This window comes from Kitasatospora sp. NPDC054939 (assembly GCF_053610105.1).
The window spans coordinates 32,364-57,399 of record NZ_JBSGXP010000016.1 but is presented as its reverse complement, the minus strand read 5'-3'; the positions used below and the strand labels follow the sequence as shown (position 1 = coordinate 57,399).

The following is a 25,036-nucleotide window of genomic DNA, read 5'->3' as shown; positions in this document are numbered from 1 at the left end:
ACGCTCCCACCCTACGGCGCGGGGCTGACAATCCGGTCCCGTTGGCCGGGCAGCCCGCCGGGGCCGTTGTCGCGCAGGCCGTCGGGGTGGAGGGCGTTGGGGACCTTCCCGTGGACGGCGGCGTGCGGGCGGTGCGGCCGGTCGCGGTAGCCGTCGAGGAGCAGCCGGTTGCGGTTGAGGCAGAGCCGGTCGATCTCGGGGTGGAAGAGGTCGAACAGCTCGTGGCGCTCGCGCAGCTCGGGGAAGCGGGCCTGGTGGCGGAGGACCTCGGCGCGCAGCAGGGCCCAGAACTCGGCCTCGGGCAGTCCGGTCTGCGCTTCGAGGAGGGGGGCGAGGTAGCGGTAGACGCCGATGAAGAGGCCGGAGTGGAGGAACTGGCAGAGTCCGTCGGGGGCCTCGCGCAGCAGGACCCGGTCGACCTCCTCGGGGAGGTCGCGCAGCTCGGGGAGGTCCTGGTCGCTCAGGTTGACGTCGTCGACGAAGTCCTTGACGGCGAGGCGCACCGGGGCGTCGGTGTCGTCGAAGACGACGATGGCGTTCTCGCCGTGCGGGGAGAAGACCAGGCCGTAGCGGTAGAGGAAGTGCAGCAGCGGCGGGAGCATGGCGGCGAACAGCCGGGTGGTCCACTCGGCCGGGGTGAGGCCGGAGCGGGCGACGAGTTCGGCGGCGAGGGCGCGGCCGTCGGAGCCGGTCTGGAGGAGGGCGGCGAGGGTGCGGGCGCGTTCGCCGGGGTCGAGCGCGGGGCCGAGGGGTTCGCGCCAGATCGCGCCGAGGAGTTCCTTGTACTGGTAGGGGACCTCGGGCAGCTCGCGGTAGAGCGGGTGGTCGACGGTGACGGAGGCGATCTCGCCGAGCAGGACGACCCGGCAGTCGTCGCGCAGGAAGGGGTCGGCGTCGCGCAGGCCGTGGATCCAGGCGGTGACGGCGGGGGCGGCGAGGGTGCGTTCGGTGGGCAGGCCGCGCCAGACCAGGGTGTTGAGGACGGCGAGCGGCAGTTTGACGGTGCAGCGCTCGGGGCGGCTGTGGTTGAAGAAGGAGCGGATGGACTGCTGGGGGAGGCGGAGGTCGCCGTCGCTGGGCAGCGGGCGGATCTCGCCGGAGGCGATCCAGGGGGCGAAGAGCGGGACGACGGTCTCGTCCCACTGCCAGGGGTGGACGGGCAGCAGGAGGTAGTCGTCGGCGTCGGGGCCGAGGGCGGCGCGCAGGGCGTCGGGGTCGTCGAGTTCGCGGGCGTAGAGCCGGGCGGGGTCGGCGAGGGCGGGGACGCCGCGGTATTCGGCGAGCCGGCGGTGGACGGCGATCCAGGGCAGCGGCTGCGGGGTGCGGGCCTCGGGGGTCCAGCGGGCGGCGTCGGTGGCGGAGAAGCCGAGGCGGCCCTTGTTGGGGACGATCCACGGGTGGCCGCCCTGGCGGCCCTCCAGGGCGGGGTGGTCGAGGTCGGCGAGTTCGGCGGCGGTGAGGGCGGTGGCGAGCTGGTGGGCGTCGGCGGTGAGGGTGGCGGTGAGTTCGCGGATCAGGTGGCCGGTGGTGTCGCCGCGCAGGCCGAGCGGTTGCCGGGCGTACTGGAGGAAGCGGAGCGGGTCGAGGCCGTCGGGCCGGGAGCAGCGGACGGAGTCGGGGTCGACGCGCAGACTCCCGTAGGCACCGCGGCGGGCGGTGAAGCGGTAGTCGGCCTCGGGGAGTTTCAGGACGTGGTCGGCCCCTTCGGTGAGCGGGGTGATCAGTTCCTCGTACGTGAACTCGCCGAGCATTTTGGCCAGCAGGGTCCGGCCGGCCTGCTGCCAGTGCTCGGGGGTGAGGTGCGGGGGCAGGTACAGCGGGGATTCAGCGGCCGGCGGTAGCGGCACGGGTGGGCTCCTGGGGTCGGGGCAGGGCGGGTGCGGCGGGCGGGGTGGGCCCGCGGTGCCCGGCGGACGGGGCGGACTGGGGGTCGGGGGCGCGGTCGGGTACGGAGGCGTGATCGGGTACGGAGGCGTGATCGGGGTCGGGGTCGGTCCGGGTGGCCGGCGGGGTGCCGCCCGGGGCGCCGGGTTTGGCGGTGGGCGGGGCGAAGCCGGTCCAGGCGGTGCGGGTGGGCAGCCGGTGGACGGTGCGGCCGGTGAGGGCGTTGAGGACGACGGCGGCGCGGTGGGCGCCGAGTCCGAGATCGGGAGTGCCGACGCCGTGGGTGTGGAGTTCGGCGTTCTGGACGTACAGGCCGCCGGTGACCTCGGGGAGGGTGGCGACACGGTGGTCGAGGTCGACCCGGTAGCGGCCGGCGGCGTCCCAGTCGATCAGGTGGGCGAGCGGTTCGAGGGCGGCGGGCCGGGCGGCGCGGTAGCCGGTGGCGAGCACGACGGCGTCGGTGCGCACGGTGTGCCGGGTGCCGGAGTCGGTGTGCAGGCAGTGGAGTTCGAGGCCGCCGCAGGGTCCGGGCCGGGCGTCGGTGACGGCGGTGCCGGGAGTGATCTCGACCGGCAGGCTGTCGATCGGACGGCCGACGGTCTGCTCGTAGAGGTGGTCGTGGATCTCGGCGAGGGTCTCGGCGCTGGCGGCCTTGTGGAGCTGCCACTGGTCGGCGACCAGCCGGTCGCGGGTGTCGGCGGCGAGGGTGTGGAAATAGCGGGTGTAGTCGGGGGTGAAGTGCTCCAGGCCGAGCTTGGAGTACTCCATCGGGGCAAGGGCGCGGGTGCGGGTGAGCCAGCGCAGCCGGGTGCCGTCGTCGCCGCGCCGGCGCAGCAGGTCGAGGAAGGCCTCGGCACCGGACTGGCCGCTGCCGACGACGGTGATGTCGCGGGCGTCGTCGAGGCCGTCCCTGCGGTCGAGGTAGTCGGCGCTGTGGAAGGCCGCGGGGTGGCCGTCGATGGCGGCGAAGGCGGCGGGCCGGACGGGCTCGGTGCCGACGCCGAGGACGAGGTTGCGGGCGTGCGCCTGCTGGCTGCGGCCGGTGCCGGTGGCGCGCAGGACGGCGCGGAAGAGTCCGTCCTCCCAGTGGATTTCCGTGACCTCGGTGCCGAAGCGGCAGTTGGGGAGGCGGTCGGCGGCCCAGCGGCAGTAGTGGTCGTACTCGCGGCGGGGCAGCTGGAAGCGCTCGGAGAAGTAGAAGGGGAAGAGCCGGTCCTGTTCGCGCAGGTAGTTGAGGAAGGACCAGCGGTTGGTGGGGTCGGCGAGCGAGACCAGGTCGGCGAGGAAGGGCACCTGCATCCGGGCGCCGTCGACGAGCATGCCGGGGTGCCAGCGGAAGGCGGGGCGCCGGTCGCAGAAGAGGGTGCGCAGGCGGTCGACCGGTTCGGCGAGGGCGGCGAGGGAGAGGTTGAACGGGCCGAGGCCGACGCCGAGCAGGTCGTACGGGCCTGGCTGCGGTGTGTCCATGGGGGCGGTGGTGTCCTAGGTTCGGGGGCGGGCCGTGCCGGGGCTGCGGGCCGGTCGGTCGTGGGCGCGGGCCGGGTCGTGGGCACGGGCCGGGTCGTGGGCACGGGCCGGGGTGCCGATGCCCGCGGGGGCGTAGTCGTGCGTCGGGACGGGCGGGCGGGCCGCGACCCGGGCGTAGAGCATCAGGGCGGCCCGCTTGGTGGGCAGGTCGAGTTCGCCGGCGCAGCGGAAGCCGGCCCGTTCGAAGGCGCGGACGGAGGGCAGGTTGCGGACATCGGGTTCGGCGACCACCCGGCCGCAGCCGGGGCGGGCCTGGAGGATCCGTTCGGCGAGGGCGGCGAGGAGCTGAGTGCCGAGTCCCCGGCCGCGGGCGCGGGCGGGGCCGAGCAGCAGGTGGAGGCCGGTGTCGTGGGGGCGGGCGGGGTAGTGCCGGGCGAGCGGGTCGAGGTCGGCGCGGTAGACCTCCCAGTAGCTCATCGGGGTGCCGTCGAGCAGGCCGAGGCAGGGCACGCTGCGGCCGTCGCCGTCGAGTTGGGCGCGCAGGTGCTGTTCGGTGATGGCGGGGGGCCCGTCGAGTTCCCAGAAGGCGGCGATCTCGGGGTCGTTCATCCAGTCGGCGACCAGCGGCAGGTCGGCGGGGAGCCGGACGGGCCGGAGCCGGAAGTCCCCGGCGTCGGTGGGCATGGTGCCCCAGCGGGGCAGTCCGTCGAGGAGGTCGGCGGGCCGGCGGGGGCCGGCGATCCGGGTGCCCGGGAGGGTGGTCACCGCTCGGCCACCGGGTTGGGGATGTCCACGTAGACGGACTGGGTGGCGACCGGGCCGACCAGTTCGTCCAGGCCGTTGATCCGGGTGAGCAGGTTGGCCTTGCAGGGCAGGGTGGCGGAGTCGAGCAGCAGGGCGGGCAGGGCGGAGCCGGTGGCGCCGGCGGCGGGGCCGGCCAGGAAGCGGCGCAGGGCGGCCAGCAGGACGCCCTCGTCGGCGAGTTGCTGGGAGCCGAGGGCGCCGATCAGGCCGAGGACGTGGTTGATGCCGAGGTAGTAGGCGAAGTGGTGGTCGATGACGGGGTCGGGCAGGAAGGTGTCGCTGTCGGCGCCGAGGCCGGGCAGGCGGGCGGTGAGCCGGTCGGCGGCGCTCTCCCGGTAGTAGTAGCCCTGGTTGTCGCGGTAGCGCCCGCCGCTGGGCCAGCCGTCGGCGTCGAGCAGGACGACGGTGTTCTGCTGGTGGGCCTCCAGGGCGATGCCGGCCCGCCCGTCGAGCCAGAGGACGGGCAGGACGACGGTGTCCAGGTAGCGCAGGAACCATTCGGCGGCGACGGTACGCACCGGGCGGCCGCAGCGGGCGGCGAGGGCGCGCAGGGTGTCGCCGATCCGGGAGGGCACGGTGGTGCCGGTGCCGGCGGGGCGTTCGGCGACCAGTCCGGCGAGGCAGTGGGCGCGGTCGCGGGGGCCGAAGGGCTGGGCGCGCAGGACGGTGTCGAGGCCGCCGGGGTCGCCGAGGCCGGAGTGGTCGACGCCGATCCAGGCGGGGTCGCGGACGATGTCGAAGCCGGGGTGGGCGGCCTGCCATTCGGCGGCGAGGCCGGATTCCAGCAGGCGGTGCATCTCCAGGCCGCGGTGGAGCTCCTTGCGGAGGTTCTCCCGGCGGGAGTTGGTGATCCGCAGGCCGAGCGAGAGCTTCAGCATCCAGGGGGTGCCGGGCCGGTAGACGGTGCGGACGGAGGAGGTCGGGTACCAGGGGGCGCCGTGCGGGCCGAGGTCGTGCAGCAGTCCGTCGGCGAGCAGGGCGGCGACGGCGGGGCGCAGCGCGAGTTCGCGGGCCTGCCAGGGGTGCAGGGGCAGGGCGGCGGTGCCGGGGGGCAGCAGGGCGGGGTCGCCGAGGAGGTCGGCGGTGAGCCGGTCGGCGGCGTCGGGCAGGGCGGAGCCGGCGGCGAGCAGGCTGCGGTCGACGGCGTACCAGTGGAGGCGGAAGGAGCCCTGGAGTTCCGGGGAGTAGACAGCGCTCTGGGCGGGGCCGAGGCCGTCTCGGCTCTTGGGGGTGGGGTGCAGCGGGTGGCCGAGCAGCAGGGACTGTTCGGAGGCGAGGAAGTGCGAGCCCTCGGGGCCGCCGGGGGCAGGGGCGGTGCGGTGGTGGGCGAGGATGTCGGCGGTGCGGACGACGGAGTCGGCGACCCGGGCGGCGAGGTCGGCGACCTGGCCGGGGTCGGGGCGGTCGGCTACGGCGGCGGCGAGCAGCGAGGCGGCGGTGACGGCGTCGACGGGCGCCTCGGCGGGGTGTCCGGCCCCGGCTGCGGTGGCGGTGGCGGCTGCGGGTGCGGCCGTGGCCGGGGCGTCGACGGCGGTCAGGGTGGCGGGGCCGAAGCGGTGCCAGCCGCAGGGCGACCAGTGGCGGACGGGGGCGGTGAGCCGGGCTGCGCCGCCGAGGACGGCGATCCGCAGGCGGCCGTCGGCGTCCGGGACGGCCCCGGTCTCGCGGGCCCAGCAGCGCAGCAGCGCCTCCAGGGCGGCCTGTTCGGCGGCGACGGCGGGGTCGGGGTGCAGCAGGAGGTCGGCCGCCTGCCCCTGGTCGTACGCCGGGTCGGCCGGGCCCGGCCGGGTCGACGGGAGGTCGGGCGGGGCTCCGGTGAGGGCGGTGCTCAAGGCTGCTCCTTGGTGCGCGTGGGTGCGGACGCGGGCGGCTGTCGAGGGGCCGGCGGGCGCTCGCACCGTCGCGTCAACCAAGGGCTACCTATCTTCGACGGATGATCACAAGGACGGATCACTCGTTGGAGTGAAGATCGGGAGTTGTTCAACACTCAGGAGGGAGATCGGGTTCCCTCGGCGGGACGGCTCCGCGAGGACGTCACGGTTCGGTGACCCTCCGTCAGTCACGCAACCGGGGCCCGGTCGGCGCCGTCATGGAGGCCAGTGGGAGACTCCATGCTGCCGAATGCAGCCCGAGGCCGCGGCACCTGCCGTGGCGGAACACCAGGGGGACCGACAATGCCAGTGATCCACAGGTCGGCCGTGGCCGCGGCACTCGCCGCGGCGACGCTCCTGTCCGTCAGCGCCTGCGGTCCGGACGGCCCCTCGGGCGGTGGCGGCACCGCGGCACCGCCGCCCACCAGTGCGAGCGCCGCCGGCGGGAGCGGCGGGGGCGGGGTGATCGGCGGGCTGACGCTGCCCTCGGGCATCCCGACCAGCCTGCTGGAGGGGCTGCCGAAGAGCTGGGACGACCTGAAGAAGTGGAAGTTCGAGGACTGGGACGCCTGGGCGTCCAAGCACGTCTTCAACAACCCGATCGTCAAGGACTTCTGGAACCCCGACAAGATGGGCGACTCCAAGCCCGCCGAGCCGGCCCCGCCCACCGCCAAGCCCGCCGGGGACGCCGGGGTGACCGACCCGGAGCCGCCGGTGGTCAAGGCGGTACCGGTGGCCCGTCCGTACCTGAAGCAGCCCTCGGGCAAGGTGTTCTTCACCGCCCAGGGCGGCCGGGGCAACTGCTCGGCCACGGTCATCGCCGACCCTGCGAACCCGGGGAAGAGCAACCTGGTCTGGACGGCCGGGCACTGCGTGCACCCGGGCAAGGGCGGCGCCTTCTTCAAGGACCTGGTCTTCGTCCCCGCGTACAACAACTCCGGCGCCTCCAGCGGCGGCAAGAAGGCCCCGCTGTCCGAACTGGCGCCGCTGGGCACCTGGTGGGCGGTGGACGTGGTGACCTCGCCGCAGTGGACGGTCGAGGGCGGCGGCACGGGTGACGCCGCCAGCCAGTACGACTTCGCGATCATGCGGGTGAAGAACCAGAACGACACCGGCAAGTCGCTGGAGGAGACCGTCGGCGCGGCCGTCCCGGTCTGGTTCGACGCGCCGCGCGAACAGATCAGCGCCGCCGCCTGGGGCTACCCGCTCTACAAGCCCTTCGACGGGCAGGAGCTGTACAAGTGCGAGGGCGGCCGGCCCGTACGGCTCTCCTTCGACCCGAAGCGGCCGTCGATGCTCACCATCGGCTGCAACATGACCCAGGGCTCCAGCGGCGGCGGCTGGTTCGCCAGGACGCCGGACGGTCGGACCGCCCTGGTCTCCAACACCTCGATCGGCACCCAGGACCACACCTCGCTGAGCGGCCCGTACCTGGAGACGGTCGCCAAGAACGCCCTGGACTACATCTCCCGCAAGAAGAAGTAGCGGCCCGCACGAAGGGCCCCGGCCTCCCGCAGGGGAGACCGGGGCCCTTCGTCGTCCGCGCCGCCGGGCAACCCCGGCGGCAGGGTGTCGTGCGCTGCCGGTCCGCCCGCCCCCGGTACCGGGGGCGGCTGCGGCGCCGGCGCTGCGTCAGCCCTGGCTCAGGGCGACCGAGTAGCCCTCCAGCTCGGCGGCCAGCTCGGCCGAGACCTTGGCGCGCAGCAGGGTGCCCTCACCGGTGTGCTCGGTGGAGAGCAGCTCGCCCTCGGCGTGCACCCGGGAGACCAGGTCGCCGCGGGTGTACGGGACCAGCGCCTGCACCTCGACAGCCGGACGCGGCAGCTCGTCGTCGATGAGCTTCAGCAGCTCCTCCATCCCGTGCCCGCTGCGCGCCGACACCACGATGGCGTGCGGCTCGCGGCGCAGCAGGCGCTGCAGCACCAGCGGGTCGGCGGCGTCCGCCTTGTTGATCACCACGATCTCCGGCACGTTCTGTGCCTCGACCGAGACGATCACCTCGCGGACGGCGGCCAGCTGGGTCTCCGGCTCGGGGTGCGAGCCGTCCACCACGTGCAGGATGAGGTCGGCGTCGGCGACCTCCTCCATGGTGGAGCGGAACGCCTCGACCAGGTGGTGCGGCAGGTGCCGGACGAAGCCGACGGTGTCGGCCAGCGTGTAGACCCGGCCGCTCGGGGTCTGCGCCCGGCGCACGGTGGGGTCGAGGGTGGCGAACAGCGCGTTCTCCACCAGCACGCCCGCGCCGGTGAGCCGGTTGAGCAGGGAGGACTTGCCGGCGTTGGTGTAGCCGGCGATGGCCACGGACGGCACCTGGTGGCGCTTGCGCTCCTGGCGCTTGGTGTCGCGGCCCTTCTTCATGTCGGCGATCTCCTTGCGGAGCTTCGCCATCTTCTCGCGGATCCGACGCCGGTCGGTCTCGATCTTGGTCTCACCGGGACCGCGGGTGGCCATGCCGCCACCGGACGAGCCGGAACCGCCACCACCCATCTGCCGGGAGAGCGACTGACCCCAGCCGCGCAGACGCGGCAGCATGTACTGCATCTGGGCGAGCGAGACCTGCGCCTTGCCCTCGCGGGACTTGGCGTGCTGGGCGAAGATGTCGAGGATCAGGGCCGTCCGGTCGACGACCTTCACCTTGACGACGTCCTCCAGGTGGATCAGCTGGCCCGGGGTGAGCTCACCGTCGCAGACGACGGTGTCGGCGCCGGTGGAGGCGACGATGTCGCGCAGCTGCTGGGCCTTGCCGGACCCGATGTAGGTGGCGGCGTCGGGCTTGTCGCGGCGCTGGATGACGCCGTCGAGCACCTCGGAGCCGGCCGTTTCGGCGAGCGCGGCGAGCTCGGCGAGCGAGTTCTCCGCCTCCTCGACGGTGCCGTCGGTCCAGACGCCGACGAGTACCACGCGCTCCAGGCGGAGCTGGCGGTACTCGACCTCGGTGACGTCTTCGAGTTCGGTGGAGAGGCCGGCGACCCGGCGCAGGGCGGCGCGCTCACTGCGGTCGTACTGGTCGCCGTCGTAGTGGTCGAGGTCCTCGTCGATGGCCGCGAGGTCCTCGTCCATGAGGGCGTCCGCCCGGAGGCCGTCGAGGCGGCGGCGGGCGTCGGCGCTGTCGCGGGTGTCGAACGTGGAGGTCATTCTGTCCTTTGGCTGCTGGTGCGGATGGCCTGTCGTGCGACCGTACCGGACGGTCGCACCCGGAGTCTGCCCAGCTGCCGCCCCGTCTACCGCTCGGGCGAGATATGGGCTACCCCTTCGGGGCCGCGGGTGCCACTGGGGCTTCTACGTTCGGTGAACGCCGCGGCCGGGCCGTGAATTCCCCATGATGGTCGCACGCCCCCCGCGGGCCGGTCATCTCCATTTCGCCCGGTGGCGCCGCCGGGTGCGCCGCCCCCGCTCCCCCGCTCCGCCGGGCCGCCGTCGGTGACGGGCCCGGCCGGGGCGTGCGGGCGGTCGACGTCGTACACCCCGGAGACCCGCAGCATCGCCCGGAGCAGGCCGGGCAGCACCCCGGGCTCGGGCAGCTCCACGGTGTAGGTGTGCCGCACCCGCAGCTCCTGCGGCGGCTCGACCTCGGCGGAGACGATGCCGACGCCCTCCGCGGAGATCGCGGCGGTGAGGTCGGCGAGCAGCCGGGGACGGTTGAGCGCCTCGGCCCGCAGGGTGGCCCGGTAGCCGTCCGGAGGCCCGCCGCCGGGACGCCAGCCGACCTCCAGCGCAACCCGGCCGGCCGCCCGCATCCGCTCCCCGGCCGGACAGCCCGCGCGGTGCACGGCGACCGAACCGCCGCGGATCGCCCAGCCGGTGACCTCGTCCGGCGGCACCGGGGTGCAGCAGCGGGCCAGCCGCACCGCCACCCCCGGCCGGTCGGCCACCTCCACCGGGGCGCTGCCGCGCTCGGTGGCGCGGTGCGCGGGCGGTGCGGGCTGTCCGGCGGACGGGCCGGTGCGCACCACCGGGAGCCGGGGCGGGCGGTCCGCCAGCCAGCGCTCGATCGCCAGCCGGGCACCGGGGGTCCGGGCGAACCCGAGCCATTCGGGGTCGGGCCCGGACGGCCGGGCGCCCGGGCCGCCGTCCTCGGTGAGGACGGCGAGCTGGTCGCCGTCGCGCAGCGCGGTGGAGAGGGCGGTGAGCCGGCCGTTGACCCGGGCGCCGATGCAGCGGTGGCCGGTGTCCTCGCCGAGCAGGTACGCGGCGTCGACGCAGCTGGCGCCCGCGGCGAGCTGAAGCGTTTCGCCGCCCTCGGTGACCACGGTGATCTCGCGGTCGTCGGAGAGGTCGGCGGTGAGCGCCGACCAGAAGGCATCCGGGTCCGGGGTCTCCTGCTGCCACTCCAGCAGCCGGCTGAGCCAACCGGGGCGGGCCGGGTCGGTCCGGTCGAGCTCGTCGCCGGGCTGCTCGGCCGCCCGGTCGGCGCCGGGCTGACGGGGGTCGCCGAGGGCGACCACCCCGGTCTCGGCGACCTCGTGCATCCGGCGGGTGCGGACCAGCACCTCGACCACCGCGCCGCCCTCCAGCACCACGGCGGTGTGCAGCGACTGGTAGAGGTTGAACTTGGGGGCCGCCACGAAGTCCTTGAACTCGCCCGGCAGCGGCGTCCAGCAGGTGTGCAGCTCGCCGAGGACGGCGTAGCAGTCGGCGTTCTCCTCGACCACCACGAGCAGCCGCCCGAAGTCGGCCGGCTGGAGCCCCTGCGGTCGGCCGTCGGGGCCGGGCACGGCGGTGCGCTTGAGCAGCACCCGGTGCAGCGAGACGCAGTGCCGGGGGCGCACGGTCGTCTCGGCGGCGATCCCGGCCTCGGCCAGCTGGCGGGCCAGCGCCCGGGCGAACGGCGCCAGCAGGGCGTCCTCCTCGGCCTCGTGGCCGGCCATCAGGGCGCGGGTGCGGGCGTACTCCTCGGGGTGCAGGGTGGCGAAGACGATGTCCTCCAGCTCCGCCTTGAGCACCTGGATGCCCAGCCGCTCGGCGAGCGGGATCAGCACGTCCCGGGTGACCTTGGCGATCCGCAGCCGGCTGGCGGGCTTCATGTGCCGGATGGTGCGCATGTTGTGGAGCCGGTCGGCGAGTTTGATCGCCATCACCCGGACGTCGTCCGCGGTGGCGACCAGCATCTTGCGGAAGGTCTCCGCCTCGGCGGCGGCACCGAAGTCCACCTTCTCCAGCTTCGTCACCCCGTCGACCAGGTAGGCGACTTCGGGGCCGAAGCCGTCGGCGACCTGGTCGAGAGTCAACTCGGTGTCCTCCACGGTGTCGTGGAGCAGCGAGGCGACCAGGGTCGTGGTGCCCGCGCCGAGTTGGGCGAGGATCATGGTGACGGCGAGCGGGTGGGTGATGTACGGCTCGCCGCTCTTGCGCTTCTGGCCGCGGTGGCTCTCCTCGGCGAGGAGGTAGGCGCGGCCGAGCAGGTTGAGGTCGGCCTGCGGGTGGTGGCGGCGGTGGGTCCGGACCAGCGGCTCGATGGCGTCCGGCAGCGGGGCCCGGCCGGTGGCCAGCAGGGCGGCGCGGCCCGCCCGGCCGAGGGCGGCCCGGCCGAACCCGCCGAGTGGCCGCCTCGGCCCGGACTGCGCCACGCTGATCGGCCGCCCCATGGGGGGTTGCCCGGCTTCGATGGTCATCGGCACCTCCGGCAGCGGTCACCGGAGCCGAACGCCGACCCGGTGGTCCATGCTACCGAGCACAGCACGTTCCGCGACGCGCTGCTTCCCGTCCGTCAGGGGCTTCACCCGATCGGGGGGATTCAGCGCGCCGCGAAATGGGCAAACCGCGCGGGCCGCGGCGCGGCCGTCGGGGTGAGCGGCCCGGAGGGCGGCGGGCGCGGGTGGGCGCGGGTCGGGGTGGGCGCGGCTTCGGCGGGCGCGGGTCGGACCGGGCCGGGCGCCGGCGGGCGCGCCGGGGGCTCAGCCCAGGGAGGCGAGCCAGGCCGGGTCCAGCACCCCGCTCGCCACGATGACCGCCGGGCCGGTCTTCTCCACCCGGCCGTCCGGGTACTCGGTGATCGCGAGCCGACCGCCCGCCACGTCCACGGTGTAGGTGACGGACTCGCCGGTGACCGAGGGGTCGGCGCCGTCCCGGCGGGCGGTGGCCACCGCGACCGCGCAGGCCCCGGTGCCGCAGGAGAGGGTCTCGCCGGAGCCCCGCTCGTGCACCCGCATCTCGACGTGGCGCGGGCCGCGGTCGACCACGAACTCGACGTTGACGCCCTCCGGGTAGACACCGGCCGGGCTGGTCAGCGGCGCGCTCCGCAGCTCCCCGGCGTCGGCCAGGTCGGCGACGAACGCGACGGCGTGCGGGTTGCCCATGTTGACATTGCGGGCGGGCCAGCGGTGGTCGCCGACCGCGACCTCGATGCCGTCCGGGCCCGGCAGGGCGGCGTACCCCATGTCGACGGTCACGTCACCGGGGGTCCCGTCCTCGGCGTCCTCGGCGATCCGCACCTGCCGGACGCCCGCCCGGGTGGCGACGGCGAGCTCGCCGGGCTTGGCCAGTCCCGCGTGCACCAGGTAACGGGCGAAGACCCGGACGCCGTTGCCGCACATCTCGGCGATCGAACCGTCGGAGTTGCGGTAGTCCATGAACCACTCGGCCCGGTCGGCCAGTTCCGCGGCAGCCGGGTCGGCGGCGGAGCGCACCACGCGCAGCAGTCCGTCACCACCGATGCCGGCCCGCCGGTCGCAGAGCGCGGCGACGGCGGCCTGGCTGATCTCCAGCCGCCCGTCCGGGTCGGGGACGATCACGAAGTCGTTCTGGGTGCCGTGCCCCTTGAGGAAGGGGACACCGGCCGGCTGCTGCGGGGAGGATGCGCTCACCCTCCCGATGGTACTGAGCCGCTCCGAACAGCACCGTTCCGGTTCACCGGTCGGGACGGCGGCGCACACCGTACGGGCTCCGCACGCACGACGTACGGGGTACGCACCCCGTACGGCGCACGAACACCGTACGGAGCACGGACGGTGTGCGGCGCACGTACGGTGTTCGCCGCACGGACGACGTACGGAGCAGGAACTACGTACGGGACAACACCGCACCCCGCCACCGGCCACAGAGCGCGGACCGCAGACCACGGACCACGGCCGCGACCCGCAACGCCGGCCCCTCAGCGCAGGTGGACGACCCGCCAGAGCGCCAGCGCGCAGGCGGCGAGCGCGATCAGGGTGTAGACGACGATGGCCTTCCAGCCCGCGCGTTCACCGGAGCCGCGGCGCGGCAGGCCCGGCCACTTGTACCCGGCGTGCCGGGCGGCCATCGCGCCCCAGCCGAGCGAGGCGGCGGTGAGCAGCATGCCGAGCATGCCGACCATCGCGGAGCCGGCGCCGCCGGAACCGAAGGCCAGCGGGAAGGCGAACATCAGCGAACCCGCCGTGGCCAGCAGCACGATGGGCAGCAACTGCCACCAGCGCAGCCGCCGGCGCGGGCGGATCTCCCGTTCGTGGACCGCGCCCGAGGGGGCGGCGGCGTCGAGGGCGGGCAGTGCGACCGCATAGGAGGTGGGCGCGTCGAACCCCGACAGCACGGGCAGGTCGTTCAGCGTCTGGGAATCCATTCCCGACGCCTCGGCCGTGGCGCCGCTGCGCTGCCCGGTCTCGGGGCCGGTACCCGTGGACACGCGGCCTCCCCTGGCAGTTCGACACGAGTGCGCGCTCGCGGCCGGTGCGGTCGACCCGGTCGGCCGACCCTTATGGCATCGATGATGGCATGTCCAGAGTGGCGTTCAGGTCCTGACCGGGGCCATCGGGTGATCCGTGGCCATGACGTGATCCGGCCGTGACCCCCGGTGCGTCCTGCACGGCCTTCTGCGCGCGCAGGTGCACCGCCGAAGTGGCCGGATACCGACCCTCAACGGCCGATCTGATGGCCGATCAGGTCCAGCGAGCGCTCCAGCAGCTCGACGGGGTCGGCGCCGGCCGGGCGGGCGAGCCAGTGGATCCGGTCGTCGCGGCGGAACCACGACTCCTGGCGGCGGGCGAAGCGCTTGGTGGCCCGGACGGTCTCGGCGCGCGCCTCGTCCTCGGTGCAGTCGCCGGCGAAGTGGTCGAGCACCTGCTGGTAGCCGAGCGCCCGGGAGGCGGTCCGGCCGTCCCGCAGTCCGACCTTCTCCAGCGCGCGGACCTCGTCCAGCAGTCCGGCCTCCCACATCCGGTCGACCCGCAGGGTGATCCGCTCGTCGAGTTCCGGCCGCGGCACCGCGACGCCGATCTGCACGGTCTCGTAGACCGCGGTGTTCGACGGCAGGTTGGCGGTGAAGGGCTGCCCGGTGATCTCGATGACCTCCAGGGCCCGGACGATCCGCCGGCCGTTGCCGGGGAGGATCGCCTCGGCGGCGGCGGGGTCGAGCGCGGCCAGCCTGCGGTGCAGGGCGCCGGAGCCGGTCTCGACCAGTTCGGCCTCCAGCCGGGCGCGGACCCCGGGGTCGGTGCCGGGGAACTCCATCTCGTCGATCGCGGCCCGGACGTACAGCCCGGAACCGCCGACCAGGACGGGCGTGCGGCCGTCGGCCAGCAGCCGGTCGATCTCGGTGCGGGCCAGCCGCTGGTACTCGGCGACGCTGGCGGCCTCGGTGACGTCCCAGACGTCCAGCAGGTGGTGCGGGATGCCCCCGCGCTCGTCGCCGGTGAGCTTGGCGGTGCCGATGTCCATGCCCCGGTAGAGCTGCATCGAGTCGGTGTTGATCACCTCGCCGCCGAGGCTGCGGGCGATGGCCACGGCCAGGTCGGACTTGCCGGCCGCGGTCGCGCCGACGACGGAGACCACACGGGGGGTACGGGAGCTGCTCACCGAACAAGTCTCCCAAAAGTGCCGCCGCGCCGGTGACCTCCCCGACCACCCAATGCTATTGCGCGACGATATGACCGGATTCCGCCCGTTTCAGCCGTACGGCCCGCAGGGCACCCGTAGGAACGCGGTTGAGAACGGTCGGGCCGCAACGAGCGTTGTGAAGAGAGAGGAAAGGTGAGGACGCCATGGGTCTGATGGACAACCTCAAGGGCAAGGCCGGCGAGCTCAAGGAGAAGGCGAGCGAACTGGCCGGCAAGCACAGCGATCAGATCGAGCACGCGGTGGACAAGGCCGGCGGCGCGATCGACAAGGCGACCAAGGGCAAGTACAGCAACAAGATCGAACACGGCACCCACCGGGCCAAGGAGGCCGCTGCCGACTTCGCCCACAAGCCGAAGCCCGGCGAGACCCCGGCACCCGGCGAAGGCCCCACCCCGGGCAGCGCCTCCGGAACGACGCCCGGAACAGCACCCGGACCGACGCCGGGACCGACGCCCGGCCCCACCCTGGGCAGCACCACCACCCCCGGCGACGGCCAGGGCCCGACCACCTAGAGCCCGACACCCTGGTACCCCCGGCCCCGGCTGCGGCGCTCAGCTCCAGGACGCCACGACGTAGCCCACGCCGTACGGCGCGTCCCGGTAGGCGGTGCGCGCCGTCAGGCCGGCGCCCTCCGCGGCGCCGGCCAGCACCTGCCAGGGGGCCCGCCCGTCCGCCATGAGTTCGGCGGCCAGGCCCGGGTCGAGGGCGGCCAGCGCGGCGGTGTCGGCCGAGCCGAGGGCATCGGCGACAGCGGCGTCCCAGCCCTCGGCGCGCTCGTCCAGGTAGCCGGGCGCCTTGAGCGAGCGGCAGGCGCTGCCGTCGCCCATGACCAGCAGGGCGACCCGGTCGGCGAGGCCGGCCAGCCCCTGGCCGAGACCGAGCATCCGATCGGTGGGGGCGTCGGCGGGCACCGCGCAGGCGTGGGTCGGCACGGTCACGCCGGAGCGCTCCAGCAGCCAGGCGCCGACGGTCAGTGAGGGGGCCAGTTCGGGGCCCTCGACCCGGCCGCCGGGCAGCCGGGCCGCCAGCGGTACGCCGTAGCGGCGGAAGGAGCCGGCGCCGCCCTCGGTCCACACCTCGGCCTCGGGGCCGGTGCCGACCACCACGATCAGCTCGGGCCCGGCCGCCACCAGCGCGGCCACCGCGTCGGCGCAGGCGTCGCGCAGCGGCTCCAGTTCGGCCGCGGCCCCGGCGGCGACCTCGGGGACGAGCAGCGGCGGACAGGGGCACACGGCGGCGGCTACCAGCATGTGGATCACTCTAGAGCGTGCGGCGGCCCGGCCGGAGCCGGGCCGCCGCAGTGAACCGCCCGCCCGGGGGTCAGTCCCCGCAGCAGCCGCCCGCCGGGGCGGCGGTGAGCGCGGTGGGCACCGGGGCGCCGACGGTCGGCAGGCCCAGCATCACCCCGGCCGGCTTGGCGGCGGGCTTGGCCTGGCGCTTCTCCCAGGCGTCCCCGGCCCGGGTGCGGCGCACCGCGAGCGTCGGGCCCTCGGCGAGCAGGTGGTGCGGGGCGGCGTAGGTGATCTCGACGGTCACCATGTCGCCGGGGCGCACCGGCTCGCTCGGCCGGGTGAAGTGGACGAGCCGGTTGTCGGGGGCGCGGCCGGAGAGCCGGTCGGTGCGGTCGTCCTTCTTGCCCTCGCCCTCGGCGACCAGGATCTCCAGGGTGCGGCCGACCTGCTTCTTGTTCTCCTCCCAGGAGATCTCCTCCTGGAGGGCGATCAGCCGGTCGTAGCGGGCCTGCACGACGGCCTTCGGCACCTGGTCGGCCATGTCGGCGGCGGGGGTGCCGGGGCGCTTGGAGTACTGGAAGGTGAAGGCGTTGGTGAAGCGGGCCTCGCGGACTGCGTGCAGGGTCTGCTCGAAGTCCTCCTCGGTCTCGCCGGGGAAGCCCACGATGATGTCGGTGGAGATGGCGGCGTCCGGCATCGCCTCGCGCACCTTGCGGATGATGCCGAGGAAGCGCTCCTGGCGGTACGAGCGGCGCATCGCCTTGAGCACGGTGTCCGAGCCGGACTGCAGCGGCATGTGCAGCTGGTGCATCACGTTCGGGGTCTCGGCCATCGCGGCGATCACGTCGTCGGTGAAGTCGCGCGGGTGCGGGGAGGTGAAGCGGATCCGCTCCAGGCCCTCGATCTGCCCGGCGGCGCGCAGCAGCTTGGAGAAGGCCTCGCGGTCGCCCAGGTCGGAGCCGTAGGCGTTGACGTTCTGGCCGAGCAGGGTGACCTCGATGACGCCCTCGTCGACCAGCGCCTCGATCTCGGCGAGGACGTCGCCGGGGCGGCGGTCCTCCTCCTTGCCGCGCAGGGCGGGGACGATGCAGAACGTACAGGTGTTGTTGCAGCCGACCGAGATGGCGACCCAGGCGGCGTACGCGGACTCGCGGCGGGTGGGCAGCGTGGAGGGGAAGGTCTCCAGCGACTCCAGGATCTCGACCTGGGCCTTGCGCTCGACCGCGGCGCGCTCCAGCAGCGCCGGCAGGTGGCCGATGTTGTGGGTGCCGAACACCACGTCGACCCAGGGGGCCTTGCGGACGATGGTGTCGCGGTCCTTCTGGGCCAGGCAGCCGCCGACGGCGATCTGCATGCCCTTGTGGCGGGTCTTGACGGGGGCGAGCTGCCCGAGGTTGCCGTACAGCTTGTTGTCGGCGTTCTCGCGCACCGCGCAGGTGTTGAACACCACCAGGTCGGGGTCGCCCTCCTGGCCGGCCTTGACGTACCCGGCGTCCTCCAGCAGGCCGGAGAGCCGCTCGGAGTCGTGGACGTTCATCTGGCAGCCGTACGTGACGACCTTGTAGCTCTTCGTTCCGCTGTCACCGCTCACCAGACCAGGGTACGGGCAGCGGCCCAACGGTTTTCCCCCGACCGTGTCCGCCCCTCCCGTTCTCCTCCGCGGCCTGGCACTATCCCTGCATGGCCCCCTCCCCCGTCCCCCGCCTCGGCGGCACCGTCCGTACGGCGGCCCGCAGCCCGATCTGGCGTGCGGTGCTGGCGCTGGCCGTGGTGCTCGCCGCGCTCGGCGGCTGGTGGCTGTCGGCGGGCCGCGGGCCCGACTACCCGCGCGGCGAGACGGGTTTCGCGACCGGCGTCCAGCGCGGGGTGTACGACCGGTACGGGCAGCTGCTGGAGGAGCACGTCGGCCGGGCGATGCCGGGGGTGCGGCTGCGGCTGGACAGTTCGCAGGGCTCGATCGACAACCTGGCCCGGGTGACCAGCGGGCGGGACGACTTCGCGATCGCCACCGCGGACGCCGTCGCCGAGTACGCCGGGCCGGGCAAGGACCGGCTGCGGGCGATCGCCCGGCTCTACGACGACTACCTGCAGCTGGTGGTGCCGGCCTCCTCGCCGGTGCGCAGGACGGCGGACCTGAAGGGCCTGCGGGTCGGCGTCGGGCAGTCGCTGTCCGGGGTGAACCTGGTGACCCGGCGGCTGCTGTCGTCGGCCGGGCTCGATCCGGACCTCGACATCCGTCCGGCGATGCTGGGGGTCGGCGACGCCGCGGACCAGCTGCGCGACGGCCGGCTGGACGCGTTCTTCTGGTCCGGCGGGCTGCCGACCAGCGCGGTGAGCGACCTCTCGGAGCACTACCCGATCCGGATCGTGCCGCTCGGCGACCTCGCGGAGGCCGTGCACCGGGTCGAGGGCGGCGGGACGGACGCCTACCGGGCGGCCACCATGCCGAAGGGCACCTATCCGGCCGCCGAGCCGCCGGAGGCGGTGGCCACGGTGGCGGTGCCCAACCTGCTGATCACCAGGGACGACGTGGACACCGATCTGGTGCAGGGCATGACCCGGGCGGTGATAGACAGCCGCGACCAGATCGGCGCCCAGGTGCACGCCGCCCAGCTGGTGGACCTGCGGACCGCCGTCTACACCGATCCGCTTCCGCTGCACGAGGGCGCCAGGCGCTACTACCGCTCGGTGAAGCCCTGAGCCCCGCCGCAGCCCGGAGCCGCTGAGCCCCACCGGAGCCGGGACCCCGTCACGCCCTCCGAACCCGCCGTCCCCGCCGCAACCTGGATCCGCCACACCCCACCGTCCCCGCCGCACCCCACCGTCCCCGCCGCACCCGGGAGCCGCTAGATCCGCCCGCCCTTGTCCGGCCGGGGCACCGCCAGGGTGACCGCGAGGCCGGTCGGGCTGACCGCGGCGAAGGTCAGCGAGCCGCCGGAGGCCTGTACCAGGGTGCGGGCGATCGACAGGCCGAGGCCGGAGCCGTCGACGTTCTGGTGCCGGGGGCTGCGCCAGAAGCGGTCGCCGGCGCGGGCCAGCTCCTCGCCGGTGAGGCCGGGGCCGGTGTCCGAGACGACCACCACGACCTCCTTGCGGTGCACGGCCACCAGGAGCCGTACCCGGCTGCCCTCGGGGCCGAACTTGAGGGCGTTGTCGACCACCGCGTCGAGCGCGCTGCCGAAGCCGATCGGGTCGGCCAGCCCCATCGCCGTCGGCGGGCCCTCGAAGGCCAGCTCGATGCCGCGCTGCTCGGCCACCGGGCGCCAGGCGTCGACGCGGGCGAGGGTGAGCGCGGCCAGGTCGGTGGGCTCGGGTTCGGGGCGGGCGTGCTCGGCGGTGGCGAGGCCCAGCAGGTCGTCGAGCACCCGCGCGAGCCGGGTGCCCTCCTCGCGGACGCCCTCCAGCTCCTCCTCGTGGCCCTGCGGAAGTTCCAAGCCGAGCAGTTCGACCCGCAGCAGCAGGGCGGCCAGCGGGTTGCGCAGCTGGTGCGAGGCGTCGGCGACGAAGGCCTTCTGCTGGTCGAGGGCGAGCACCACGTGGTCCGCCATCTCGTTGAACGAGTGGGCCAGGCGCTGCAGCTCGGGCGGGCCGCCGCCGGGGGCGACCCGGGCGTTCATCCGGCCGGTGGCGATGGCGTGGGTGGCCCGGTCCAGGGTGCGCACCGGGCGCAGCACCCACTCGGTGAGCCGGACGGCCAGCAGCACGGCGATGATCATCGCCATCGACTCGCCGGCGCCGATGAACAGCCAGCGGTGCAGCACCCGGCTGCGCATCGGGCCGGTCGGGGATTCGCTGAGCACCACGGCGACCACGTCGCCGTCGCGCACGACGGGGGCGGCGATGGTGAGCGTCCCGTCGGTGTTCCACGGCCAGACCTGCGGCGGGTTGTGGCTGCGCCGCCCGTCCAGGGCCTCCTGGAAGGCCTGGGCGCCCCAGCCCTCGCCGGGGACCCGCCAGTCGGCGGGCGCGACGGCCATCGGGACGCCGTCGCGCTGGAAGATGCCGATCCGCACGCCGTACAGCTCGTGGTAGCGGGCGACCTCGTTGTCGAGGGCGTGCCGGCGGCTGAGGTCGCCGGGGGCGGGTTCGCCCTTGACGGCGGAGCCGGTGGTGGAGACGGCGGTGGGGAGGTCCTGGGCGAACCGGGCGGCGTCGTCGATCCGGTCGACGACCACCCGGCTCTGCTCGGCGGCGGCGACGGCGGCGGCGAGCGGCAGCCCGAGGGCGGCCAGGACGCAGGCCATCAGTGAGAGCAGGATGCCGAGCAGGCGGGTGCGCACGTGCGGTCAGTGCTCCGCGCTGGTCTGCGACGCGCCGGCGGACGGGGCAGCGGGGGCGTCTGCCGGCCGGCCGGTGGCGGGCTCGTCGGCCGGCCGGTCGGTGGCGGGGGCGTCGGCCGGCCGGGCCGCGGCGGGCTCGTCGGCCGGCCGGGCCGCGGCGGGGGCGTCGGCCGGGGAGTCGGGGATCAGCCGGTAGCCGACCCCGCGGACGGCCTCGACCAGGCCGGGCAGCGCGAGCTTGGTGCGCAGCGAGCCGATGTGCACCTCCAGGGTGCGGCCGTTGCCCTCCCAGCCGCTGCGCCAGACCTCGCTGAAGATCTGCTCGCGGCGGTAGACGACGCCGGGGCTCTGGGCGAGCAGCGCCAGCAGGTCGAACTCCTTGCGGGTGAGCGGTACGTCCCGGCCCTCCACGCTGACCCGGCGCCGTTCGCGGTCGATCCGGATGCCGCGGGACTCCAGGGCGCCGCTGCGGGGCTGGGGGACGGCGTCGGGGGCGGGTGCGGCGGCGGCGACGGCTCCGGCGGCGGCCACCGCGGCTGCGGTGCCGCGCCGGGCGACGGCGTGGATGCGGGCGAGCAGCTCGCCCATGTCGTACGGCTTGGTGACGTAGTCGTCGGCGCCCAGGTTGAGGCCGTGGATGCGGGAGCGGACGTCGGCGCGCGCGGTCACCATGATCACGGGTACGCCGCTGCCGGCCCGGATCCGGCTGCACACCTCGAAGCCGTCGCGGTCCGGCAGGCCGAGGTCGAGCAGCACCACCCGGTACGGCTCGTTGCCGTCCGGCACCAGGGCGTCGAGCGCCTCGTGGCCGCTGCGGGCGTGCCGGACCTGGAAGCCGTGCCGGCCCAGCACCGCGACCAGGGCCGCGGCCACGCGTTCGTCGTCCTCGACGAGCAGCAGTCGCATCGTCTCCTCCTTCCCGGATGGTTCCTCGTTCGATGGTCCCCGAAAGTCTTCCCGGCATGGTGCCCGGTGACGTCGGCCGGCCCTTCGCGGGCCCCGGCGGGTCCGTGCCGGGGTGGCGGCTGCGGCGCGCTCGGGGGCGGCCGACCGGGCGGGTCCCGGTCCTGCGCAGTATGGGCCAGTGCGCGCGTCGGCGCCAGGCTCGGCCGTGTGTGGCCGTTTTGTGATGCTCAAGTTCCGCTCAGATCGGCTGACGTGGCGGCGTCACCACTTCTATCGTCACACCCCACCGGGGGCTGCGGGCTCCGCCGGCTCTCAGCCCCCGGTATTCACCAGCACTGCTGCCCAAGGGAGTTCGTACCCCCTCGGGCCGACCCGAGGGAGCCAGGCGCGATGACCGAGAGCCTCACCAAGGACTCAAGCGCCACGCCGACCCCGCTGGTGGTGCTGAACGGGGTGAACAAGCACTTCGGAGCGCTGCACGTGCTCCAGGACATCGACCTGGAGATCGCGCAGGGCGAGGTGGTGGTCCTGATCGGCCCCTCCGGCTCCGGCAAGTCCACCCTGTGCCGCACGATCAACCGGCTGGAGACGATCGACTCCGGGACGATCACCATCGACGGCAGGCCGCTGCCCGCCGAGGGCAAGGAGCTGGCGAAGCTCCGCGCCGAGGTCGGCATGGTGTTCCAGAGCTTCAACCTCTTCGCGCACAAGACCGTGCTGGAGAACGTCGTCCTCGGCCAGGTCAAGGTCAAGAAGATCGCCCGCGAGCAGGCCGTACGGACCGCGAAGGAGCTGCTGGACCGGGTCGGCGTCGGCGCGCAGGCGGAGAAGTTCCCCGCGCAGCTCTCCGGCGGCCAGCAGCAGCGCGTGGCGATCGCCCGGGCGCTGGCCATGAACCCCAAGGTGATGCTCTTCGACGAGCCCACCTCGGCGCTCGACCCGGAGATGATCAACGAGGTGCTGGAGGTGATGCGCCAGCTCGCCGCCGACGGCATGACGATGGTCGTCGTCACCCACGAGATGGGCTTCGCCCGCTCCGCCGCCAACCGCGTGCTCTTCATGGCCGACGGCCGGATCGTCGAGCAGAACACCCCCGAGGCCTTCTTCACCGCCCCGCGCAGCGACCGCGCCAAGGACTTCCTCTCGAAGATCCTGCACCACTGACCCGGAGGGCCTCCCCCACCGGCCGACCCGGAGAGCCGGCGCGCACCCCACTACGCCGGCTCTCCAGCCCTCCCCTACGGAACGTCCCGTTGCCAGCGCCCGGTTGACCCGTGGCCCAGCCCCAGGAGTACACCCTCATGAGGACTCGTCGCACTCTCGCCGTCGCGCTCTGTGCCGTCGCGCTCACCGCCACCGCCGCCTGCGGCAAGGAGGGCTCGCCCGGCGACTCGGCCACCGGTGTCGGCGGCAGCGCCGCGCCCGCGCTGCCGAAGTACACCGTGAAGGCCGACGCCAAGCTGGAGGGCTCGCCGGTCTGGGCCGAGGCCAAGAAGCGCGGCTCGCTGCTCATCGGCGCCAAGTCCGACCAGCCGTTCCTGGGCTTCGAGGACCTCACCAACGGCACCCGCAGCGGTTTCGACATCGAGATCGCCAAGATGATCGCCGCGGACCTCGGCTTCACCCCCGAGCAGATCAAGTTCCAGACCCTGGTCTCCTCGCAGCGCGAGCCCGCGATCTCCAAGGGCCAGATCGACTACTACGTCGGCACCTACAGCATCAACGACGAGCGCAAGAAGTCGGTCTCCTTCGCGGGCCCGTACTACATCGCCGGCCAGGACCTGCTGGTGAAGTCCGACAACAAGGACATCACCGGTCCGGAGAACGTCAAGGACAAGAAGGTCTGCACCGCGACCGGCTCCACGTCGATCAAGAACATCCAGCAGTACGGTGCGCAGATCACCCAGTTCGACGCCTACTCGGCCTGCGTGGACAAGCTGCTGAGCGGCGAGGTCGACGCGGTGACCACCGACGACGCGATCCTCAAGGGCTACGCCTCGAAGTTCCCCGGCAAGCTCAAGGTGGTCGGCAAGCCGTTCACCAAGGAGAACTACGGCGTCGGCCTGAACAAGGACGACAAGGTGCTGCGCGACGCCATCAACGACGCCATCAAGGCGCACCAGGACAACGGCGACTGGAAGAAGGCGTACGACGCCACGCTCGGCCTGTCCGGGTCGCCCGCCCCGGAGATCCCGGCGCTGGCCCGTTACTGATCCCGGCCTAGCGCCACTGGACCGAGAGGAGGGCCGCCGGATGGGCATACTGTTCGAGAACGGCAACTTCGAGCTGTTTTGGGACGGTTTCCTGCAGACGATCGGGCTGAGCGCCGCGAGCGCCCTGCTCGCCCTGCTGCTGGGCACCCTGCTGGCGGCCTTCCGGGTCTCGCCGATCCCCGCCCTGCGGGCCTTCGGCACCGCCTGGGTGACGATCTTCCGGAACACGCCGCTCACCCTGCTGTTCTTCGCCGTCGAGTTCGGGCTCCCCCGACTGGACGTGCACTTCAGCCACTTCACCTTCGCCACGCTGGCGCTCGGCTTCTACACCGCGAGCTTCGTCTGCGAGGTGCTGCGCGCCGGCATCAACACGGTGCCGCTGGGCCAGGCCGAGGCCGCCCGCAGTCTGGGCATGACCTTCGGTCAGACGCTCACCCTGGTGGTGCTGCCGCAGGCCGGGCGCACCGTCCTGCCGCCGCTCAGCAGCGTGTTCATCGCGCTGCCGAGGAACTCGGCGATCGCCGGCGCCTTCAGCGTCAGCGAGCTGTTCCACGTACAGCAGACCCTGTCGGAGCTCGGCTACTCGATCTTCGCGATCTTCTTCTGGGTGGCCCTCGCCTACCTGGCGATCAGCTTCTCCGTCAACCTGCTGTTCCGCACCCTGGAGAACCGACTGGCGGTGGCCCGATGAGCAGCCTCTTCACCCGCTCCGCAGGCCCGGCCAGCGTCCTGTACGACGCCCCCGGCCCGCGCGCCCGGCTCCGCTACCGGATCTTCGGCGTGCTGTCCGTGCTCGGCATCGTCGGGCTGCTCTGGTACGCCTACCACTCGCTGGACGCGAACAACCAGTTCGCCGCCGAGCTGTGGGAGCCCTTCGAGTACGCCAACGTCCAGCAGCGCATCGTCGACGGGCTGCTGGACACCCTGGAGGCGTTCGGCCTGGCCGCGGTGTTCTCGCTGCTGCTCGGCGCGCTGCTCGCCACCGGCCGGCTCTCCGACCACACGCCGGTACGCTGGGCGGCCACCGCGATCGTGCAGTTCTTCCGCGCGATGCCGCTGCTGATCCTGATCGTCGCGCTCTACTACGCGTTCTTCGCGAAGGAGCCGATGTGGGCGCTGGTTCTCGGGCTCACCCTCTACAACGGCTCGGTGCAGGCCGAGATCATCCGCACCGGCATCAACGCCGTGCCGCGCGGACAGGGCGAGGCCGCGTACGCGCTGGGGCTGCGCAAGAGCCAGGTCATGCTGACCGTGCTGGTGCCGCAGGCCGTCCGCTCGATGCTGCCGGCGATCATCGGCCAACTGGTCGTCACCCTGAAGGACACCTCGCTCGGCTACGTCATCACCTACACCGAGCTGCTCTTCATCGGCAAGGCCATCGCCATGCAGTCGCCCACCGCCGAGGGCTTCCCGTACATCCCGGTGGTCCTGGTGATCACCCCGATCTACATCGTGCTGTGCCTCCTCCTCACCGGCCTCGCCCAGTGGATCGAAGCGCGCGGCCGACGCGGCGCGATCCGGCGCACATCGGCTGCTGCTTGACGGACACGCAGGCGAACTGTTGCATT

General features: G+C 73.7%; 20 protein-coding genes. 7 read left to right on the top strand and 13 right to left on the bottom strand.

The annotated features are described in order from the left end of the window. Positions 1 to 11: 11 nt before the first annotated feature. The 4 genes from ACWGB8_RS07210 to ACWGB8_RS07195 are packed head-to-tail and all read right to left on the bottom strand — an operon-like array spanning position 12 to position 5,987. Positions 12 to 1,847, bottom strand: coding sequence for an IucA/IucC family protein (locus ACWGB8_RS07210; RefSeq protein ID WP_452211091.1), 1,836 nt, complete (start codon positions 1,845 to 1,847; stop codon positions 12 to 14). Further along, the gene (locus tag ACWGB8_RS07205) at positions 1,825 to 3,351 is read right to left on the bottom strand and encodes a lysine N(6)-hydroxylase/L-ornithine N(5)-oxygenase family protein (RefSeq protein WP_452211090.1); all 1,527 of its coding nucleotides are present in this window, start codon (positions 3,349 to 3,351) and stop codon (positions 1,825 to 1,827) included. Before ACWGB8_RS07205 ends, ACWGB8_RS07210 begins: the two co-directional genes overlap by 23 nt. A gap of 15 nt (positions 3,352 to 3,366) precedes the next feature. Then, positions 3,367 to 4,116 (bottom strand): GNAT family N-acetyltransferase, encoded by a 750-nt coding sequence (locus ACWGB8_RS07200; protein ID WP_452211088.1) that lies wholly within the window; start codon positions 4,114 to 4,116, stop codon positions 3,367 to 3,369. Further along, positions 4,113 to 5,987 (bottom strand): IucA/IucC family protein, encoded by a 1,875-nt coding sequence (locus ACWGB8_RS07195; RefSeq protein ID WP_452211086.1) that lies wholly within the window; start codon positions 5,985 to 5,987, stop codon positions 4,113 to 4,115. Before ACWGB8_RS07195 ends, ACWGB8_RS07200 begins: the two co-directional genes overlap by 4 nt. 342 nt (positions 5,988 to 6,329) lie before the next feature. Here ACWGB8_RS07195 and ACWGB8_RS07190 point away from each other — a divergent pair, with 342 nt between their 5' ends. After that, the gene (locus ACWGB8_RS07190; protein WP_452211085.1) at positions 6,330 to 7,511 is read left to right on the top strand and encodes a trypsin-like serine peptidase; all 1,182 of its coding nucleotides are present in this window, start codon (positions 6,330 to 6,332) and stop codon (positions 7,509 to 7,511) included. 147 nt (positions 7,512 to 7,658) lie between these two features. On the opposite strand, the gene hflX is transcribed toward ACWGB8_RS07190, so the two are convergent. From hflX to miaA, 5 genes are all read right to left on the bottom strand, one after another. Next, positions 7,659 to 9,161: a GTPase HflX gene (gene hflX, locus ACWGB8_RS07185; protein WP_452211084.1), complete on the bottom strand. Its 1,503-nt coding sequence runs from the start codon at positions 9,159 to 9,161 to the stop codon at positions 7,659 to 7,661. A gap of 86 nt (positions 9,162 to 9,247) precedes the next feature. Further along, positions 9,248 to 11,638, bottom strand: a complete 2,391-nt coding sequence (locus tag ACWGB8_RS07180; protein WP_452211082.1) for a RelA/SpoT family protein — start codon at positions 11,636 to 11,638, stop codon at positions 9,248 to 9,250. A 282-nt stretch (positions 11,639 to 11,920) separates the two neighbouring features. Beyond that, entirely contained in the window at positions 11,921 to 12,829 is a 909-nt protein-coding gene (gene dapF / locus ACWGB8_RS07175) for a diaminopimelate epimerase (protein ID WP_452211080.1), read from the bottom strand. A gap of 287 nt (positions 12,830 to 13,116) precedes the next feature. Further along, positions 13,117 to 13,626 (bottom strand): hypothetical protein, encoded by a 510-nt coding sequence (locus ACWGB8_RS07170; protein ID WP_452211079.1) that lies wholly within the window; start codon positions 13,624 to 13,626, stop codon positions 13,117 to 13,119. A 230-nt stretch (positions 13,627 to 13,856) separates the two neighbouring features. After that, positions 13,857 to 14,795 carry a tRNA (adenosine(37)-N6)-dimethylallyltransferase MiaA gene (gene miaA / locus ACWGB8_RS07165; protein ID WP_452211077.1) on the bottom strand — a complete coding sequence of 313 codons (939 nt, stop codon included), beginning with the start codon at positions 14,793 to 14,795 and terminating at the stop codon, positions 13,857 to 13,859. 185 nt (positions 14,796 to 14,980) lie between these two features. Here miaA and ACWGB8_RS07160 point away from each other — a divergent pair, with 185 nt between their 5' ends. Further along, positions 14,981 to 15,349 carry an antitoxin gene (locus ACWGB8_RS07160; RefSeq protein WP_452211075.1) on the top strand — a complete coding sequence of 123 codons (369 nt, stop codon included), beginning with the start codon at positions 14,981 to 14,983 and terminating at the stop codon, positions 15,347 to 15,349. Positions 15,350 to 15,388: 39 nt separating this feature from the next. Here the strand turns inward: ACWGB8_RS07160 and ACWGB8_RS07155 are convergent, their stop codons facing one another. Then, positions 15,389 to 16,087, bottom strand: a complete 699-nt coding sequence (locus ACWGB8_RS07155; protein WP_452211073.1) for a class III extradiol dioxygenase subunit B-like domain-containing protein — start codon at positions 16,085 to 16,087, stop codon at positions 15,389 to 15,391. A 70-nt stretch (positions 16,088 to 16,157) separates the two neighbouring features. Beyond that, a complete protein-coding gene (gene miaB / locus ACWGB8_RS07150) occupies positions 16,158 to 17,660 on the bottom strand; it encodes a tRNA (N6-isopentenyl adenosine(37)-C2)-methylthiotransferase MiaB (RefSeq protein ID WP_452211072.1) in 1,503 nt (500 codons plus the stop codon). A gap of 89 nt (positions 17,661 to 17,749) precedes the next feature. On the opposite strand from miaB, the gene ACWGB8_RS07145 reads away from it, so the two are divergent. Then, positions 17,750 to 18,769, top strand: coding sequence for a TAXI family TRAP transporter solute-binding subunit (locus ACWGB8_RS07145; protein ID WP_452211070.1), 1,020 nt, complete (start codon positions 17,750 to 17,752; stop codon positions 18,767 to 18,769). 146 nt (positions 18,770 to 18,915) lie between these two features. Here ACWGB8_RS07145 and ACWGB8_RS07140 read toward each other — a convergent pair whose 3' ends face one another. Next, a complete protein-coding gene (locus ACWGB8_RS07140) occupies positions 18,916 to 20,349 on the bottom strand; it encodes a sensor histidine kinase (RefSeq protein WP_452211068.1) in 1,434 nt (477 codons plus the stop codon). Positions 20,350 to 20,355: 6 nt separating this feature from the next. Beyond that, entirely contained in the window at positions 20,356 to 21,255 is a 900-nt protein-coding gene (locus tag ACWGB8_RS07135; RefSeq protein ID WP_452211066.1) for a response regulator transcription factor, read from the bottom strand. A gap of 390 nt (positions 21,256 to 21,645) precedes the next feature. Here ACWGB8_RS07135 and ACWGB8_RS07130 point away from each other — a divergent pair, with 390 nt between their 5' ends. The 4 genes from ACWGB8_RS07130 to ACWGB8_RS07115 all read left to right on the top strand — a co-directional run bounded on the left by ACWGB8_RS07130 (position 21,646) and on the right by ACWGB8_RS07115 (position 25,010). After that, a complete protein-coding gene (locus tag ACWGB8_RS07130; protein ID WP_452211064.1) occupies positions 21,646 to 22,419 on the top strand; it encodes an amino acid ABC transporter ATP-binding protein in 774 nt (257 codons plus the stop codon). A gap of 137 nt (positions 22,420 to 22,556) precedes the next feature. Then, on the top strand, positions 22,557 to 23,468 hold the full coding sequence (locus ACWGB8_RS07125) for a transporter substrate-binding domain-containing protein (protein ID WP_452211062.1): 912 nt from the start codon (positions 22,557 to 22,559) through the stop codon (positions 23,466 to 23,468). Positions 23,469 to 23,508: 40 nt separating this feature from the next. Beyond that, complete coding sequence (locus tag ACWGB8_RS07120) at positions 23,509 to 24,159, top strand: amino acid ABC transporter permease (protein ID WP_452211060.1); 651 nt, start codon at positions 23,509 to 23,511, stop codon at positions 24,157 to 24,159. Continuing rightward, complete coding sequence (locus ACWGB8_RS07115; RefSeq protein ID WP_452211058.1) at positions 24,156 to 25,010, top strand: amino acid ABC transporter permease; 855 nt, start codon at positions 24,156 to 24,158, stop codon at positions 25,008 to 25,010. Before ACWGB8_RS07120 ends, ACWGB8_RS07115 begins: the two co-directional genes overlap by 4 nt. The last annotated feature ends 26 nt before the right edge of the window (positions 25,011 to 25,036 follow it).

Excerpts from the sequence above, each read along its gene's own strand:
- ACWGB8_RS07205 (WP_452211090.1), bottom strand. The coding sequence starts at position 3,351 with ATGGACACACCGCAGCCAGGCCCGTACGACCTGCTCGGCGTCGGCCTC.
- ACWGB8_RS07190 (WP_452211085.1), top strand. The coding sequence starts at position 6,330 with ATGCCAGTGATCCACAGGTCGGCCGTGGCCGCGGCACTCGCCGCGGCG.
- hflX (WP_452211084.1), bottom strand. The coding sequence starts at position 9,161 with ATGACCTCCACGTTCGACACCCGCGACAGCGCCGACGCCCGCCGCCGC.
- ACWGB8_RS07180 (WP_452211082.1), bottom strand. The coding sequence starts at position 11,638 with ATGACCATCGAAGCCGGGCAACCCCCCATGGGGCGGCCGATCAGCGTG.
- ACWGB8_RS07160 (WP_452211075.1), top strand. The coding sequence starts at position 14,981 with ATGGGTCTGATGGACAACCTCAAGGGCAAGGCCGGCGAGCTCAAGGAG.
- ACWGB8_RS07155 (WP_452211073.1), bottom strand. The coding sequence starts at position 16,087 with ATGCTGGTAGCCGCCGCCGTGTGCCCCTGTCCGCCGCTGCTCGTCCCC.
- ACWGB8_RS07145 (WP_452211070.1), top strand. The coding sequence starts at position 17,750 with ATGGCCCCCTCCCCCGTCCCCCGCCTCGGCGGCACCGTCCGTACGGCG.
- ACWGB8_RS07135 (WP_452211066.1), bottom strand. The coding sequence starts at position 21,255 with ATGCGACTGCTGCTCGTCGAGGACGACGAACGCGTGGCCGCGGCCCTG.
- ACWGB8_RS07130 (WP_452211064.1), top strand. The coding sequence starts at position 21,646 with ATGACCGAGAGCCTCACCAAGGACTCAAGCGCCACGCCGACCCCGCTG.
- ACWGB8_RS07125 (WP_452211062.1), top strand. The coding sequence starts at position 22,557 with ATGAGGACTCGTCGCACTCTCGCCGTCGCGCTCTGTGCCGTCGCGCTC.
- ACWGB8_RS07120 (WP_452211060.1), top strand. The coding sequence starts at position 23,509 with ATGGGCATACTGTTCGAGAACGGCAACTTCGAGCTGTTTTGGGACGGT.
- ACWGB8_RS07115 (WP_452211058.1), top strand. The coding sequence starts at position 24,156 with ATGAGCAGCCTCTTCACCCGCTCCGCAGGCCCGGCCAGCGTCCTGTAC.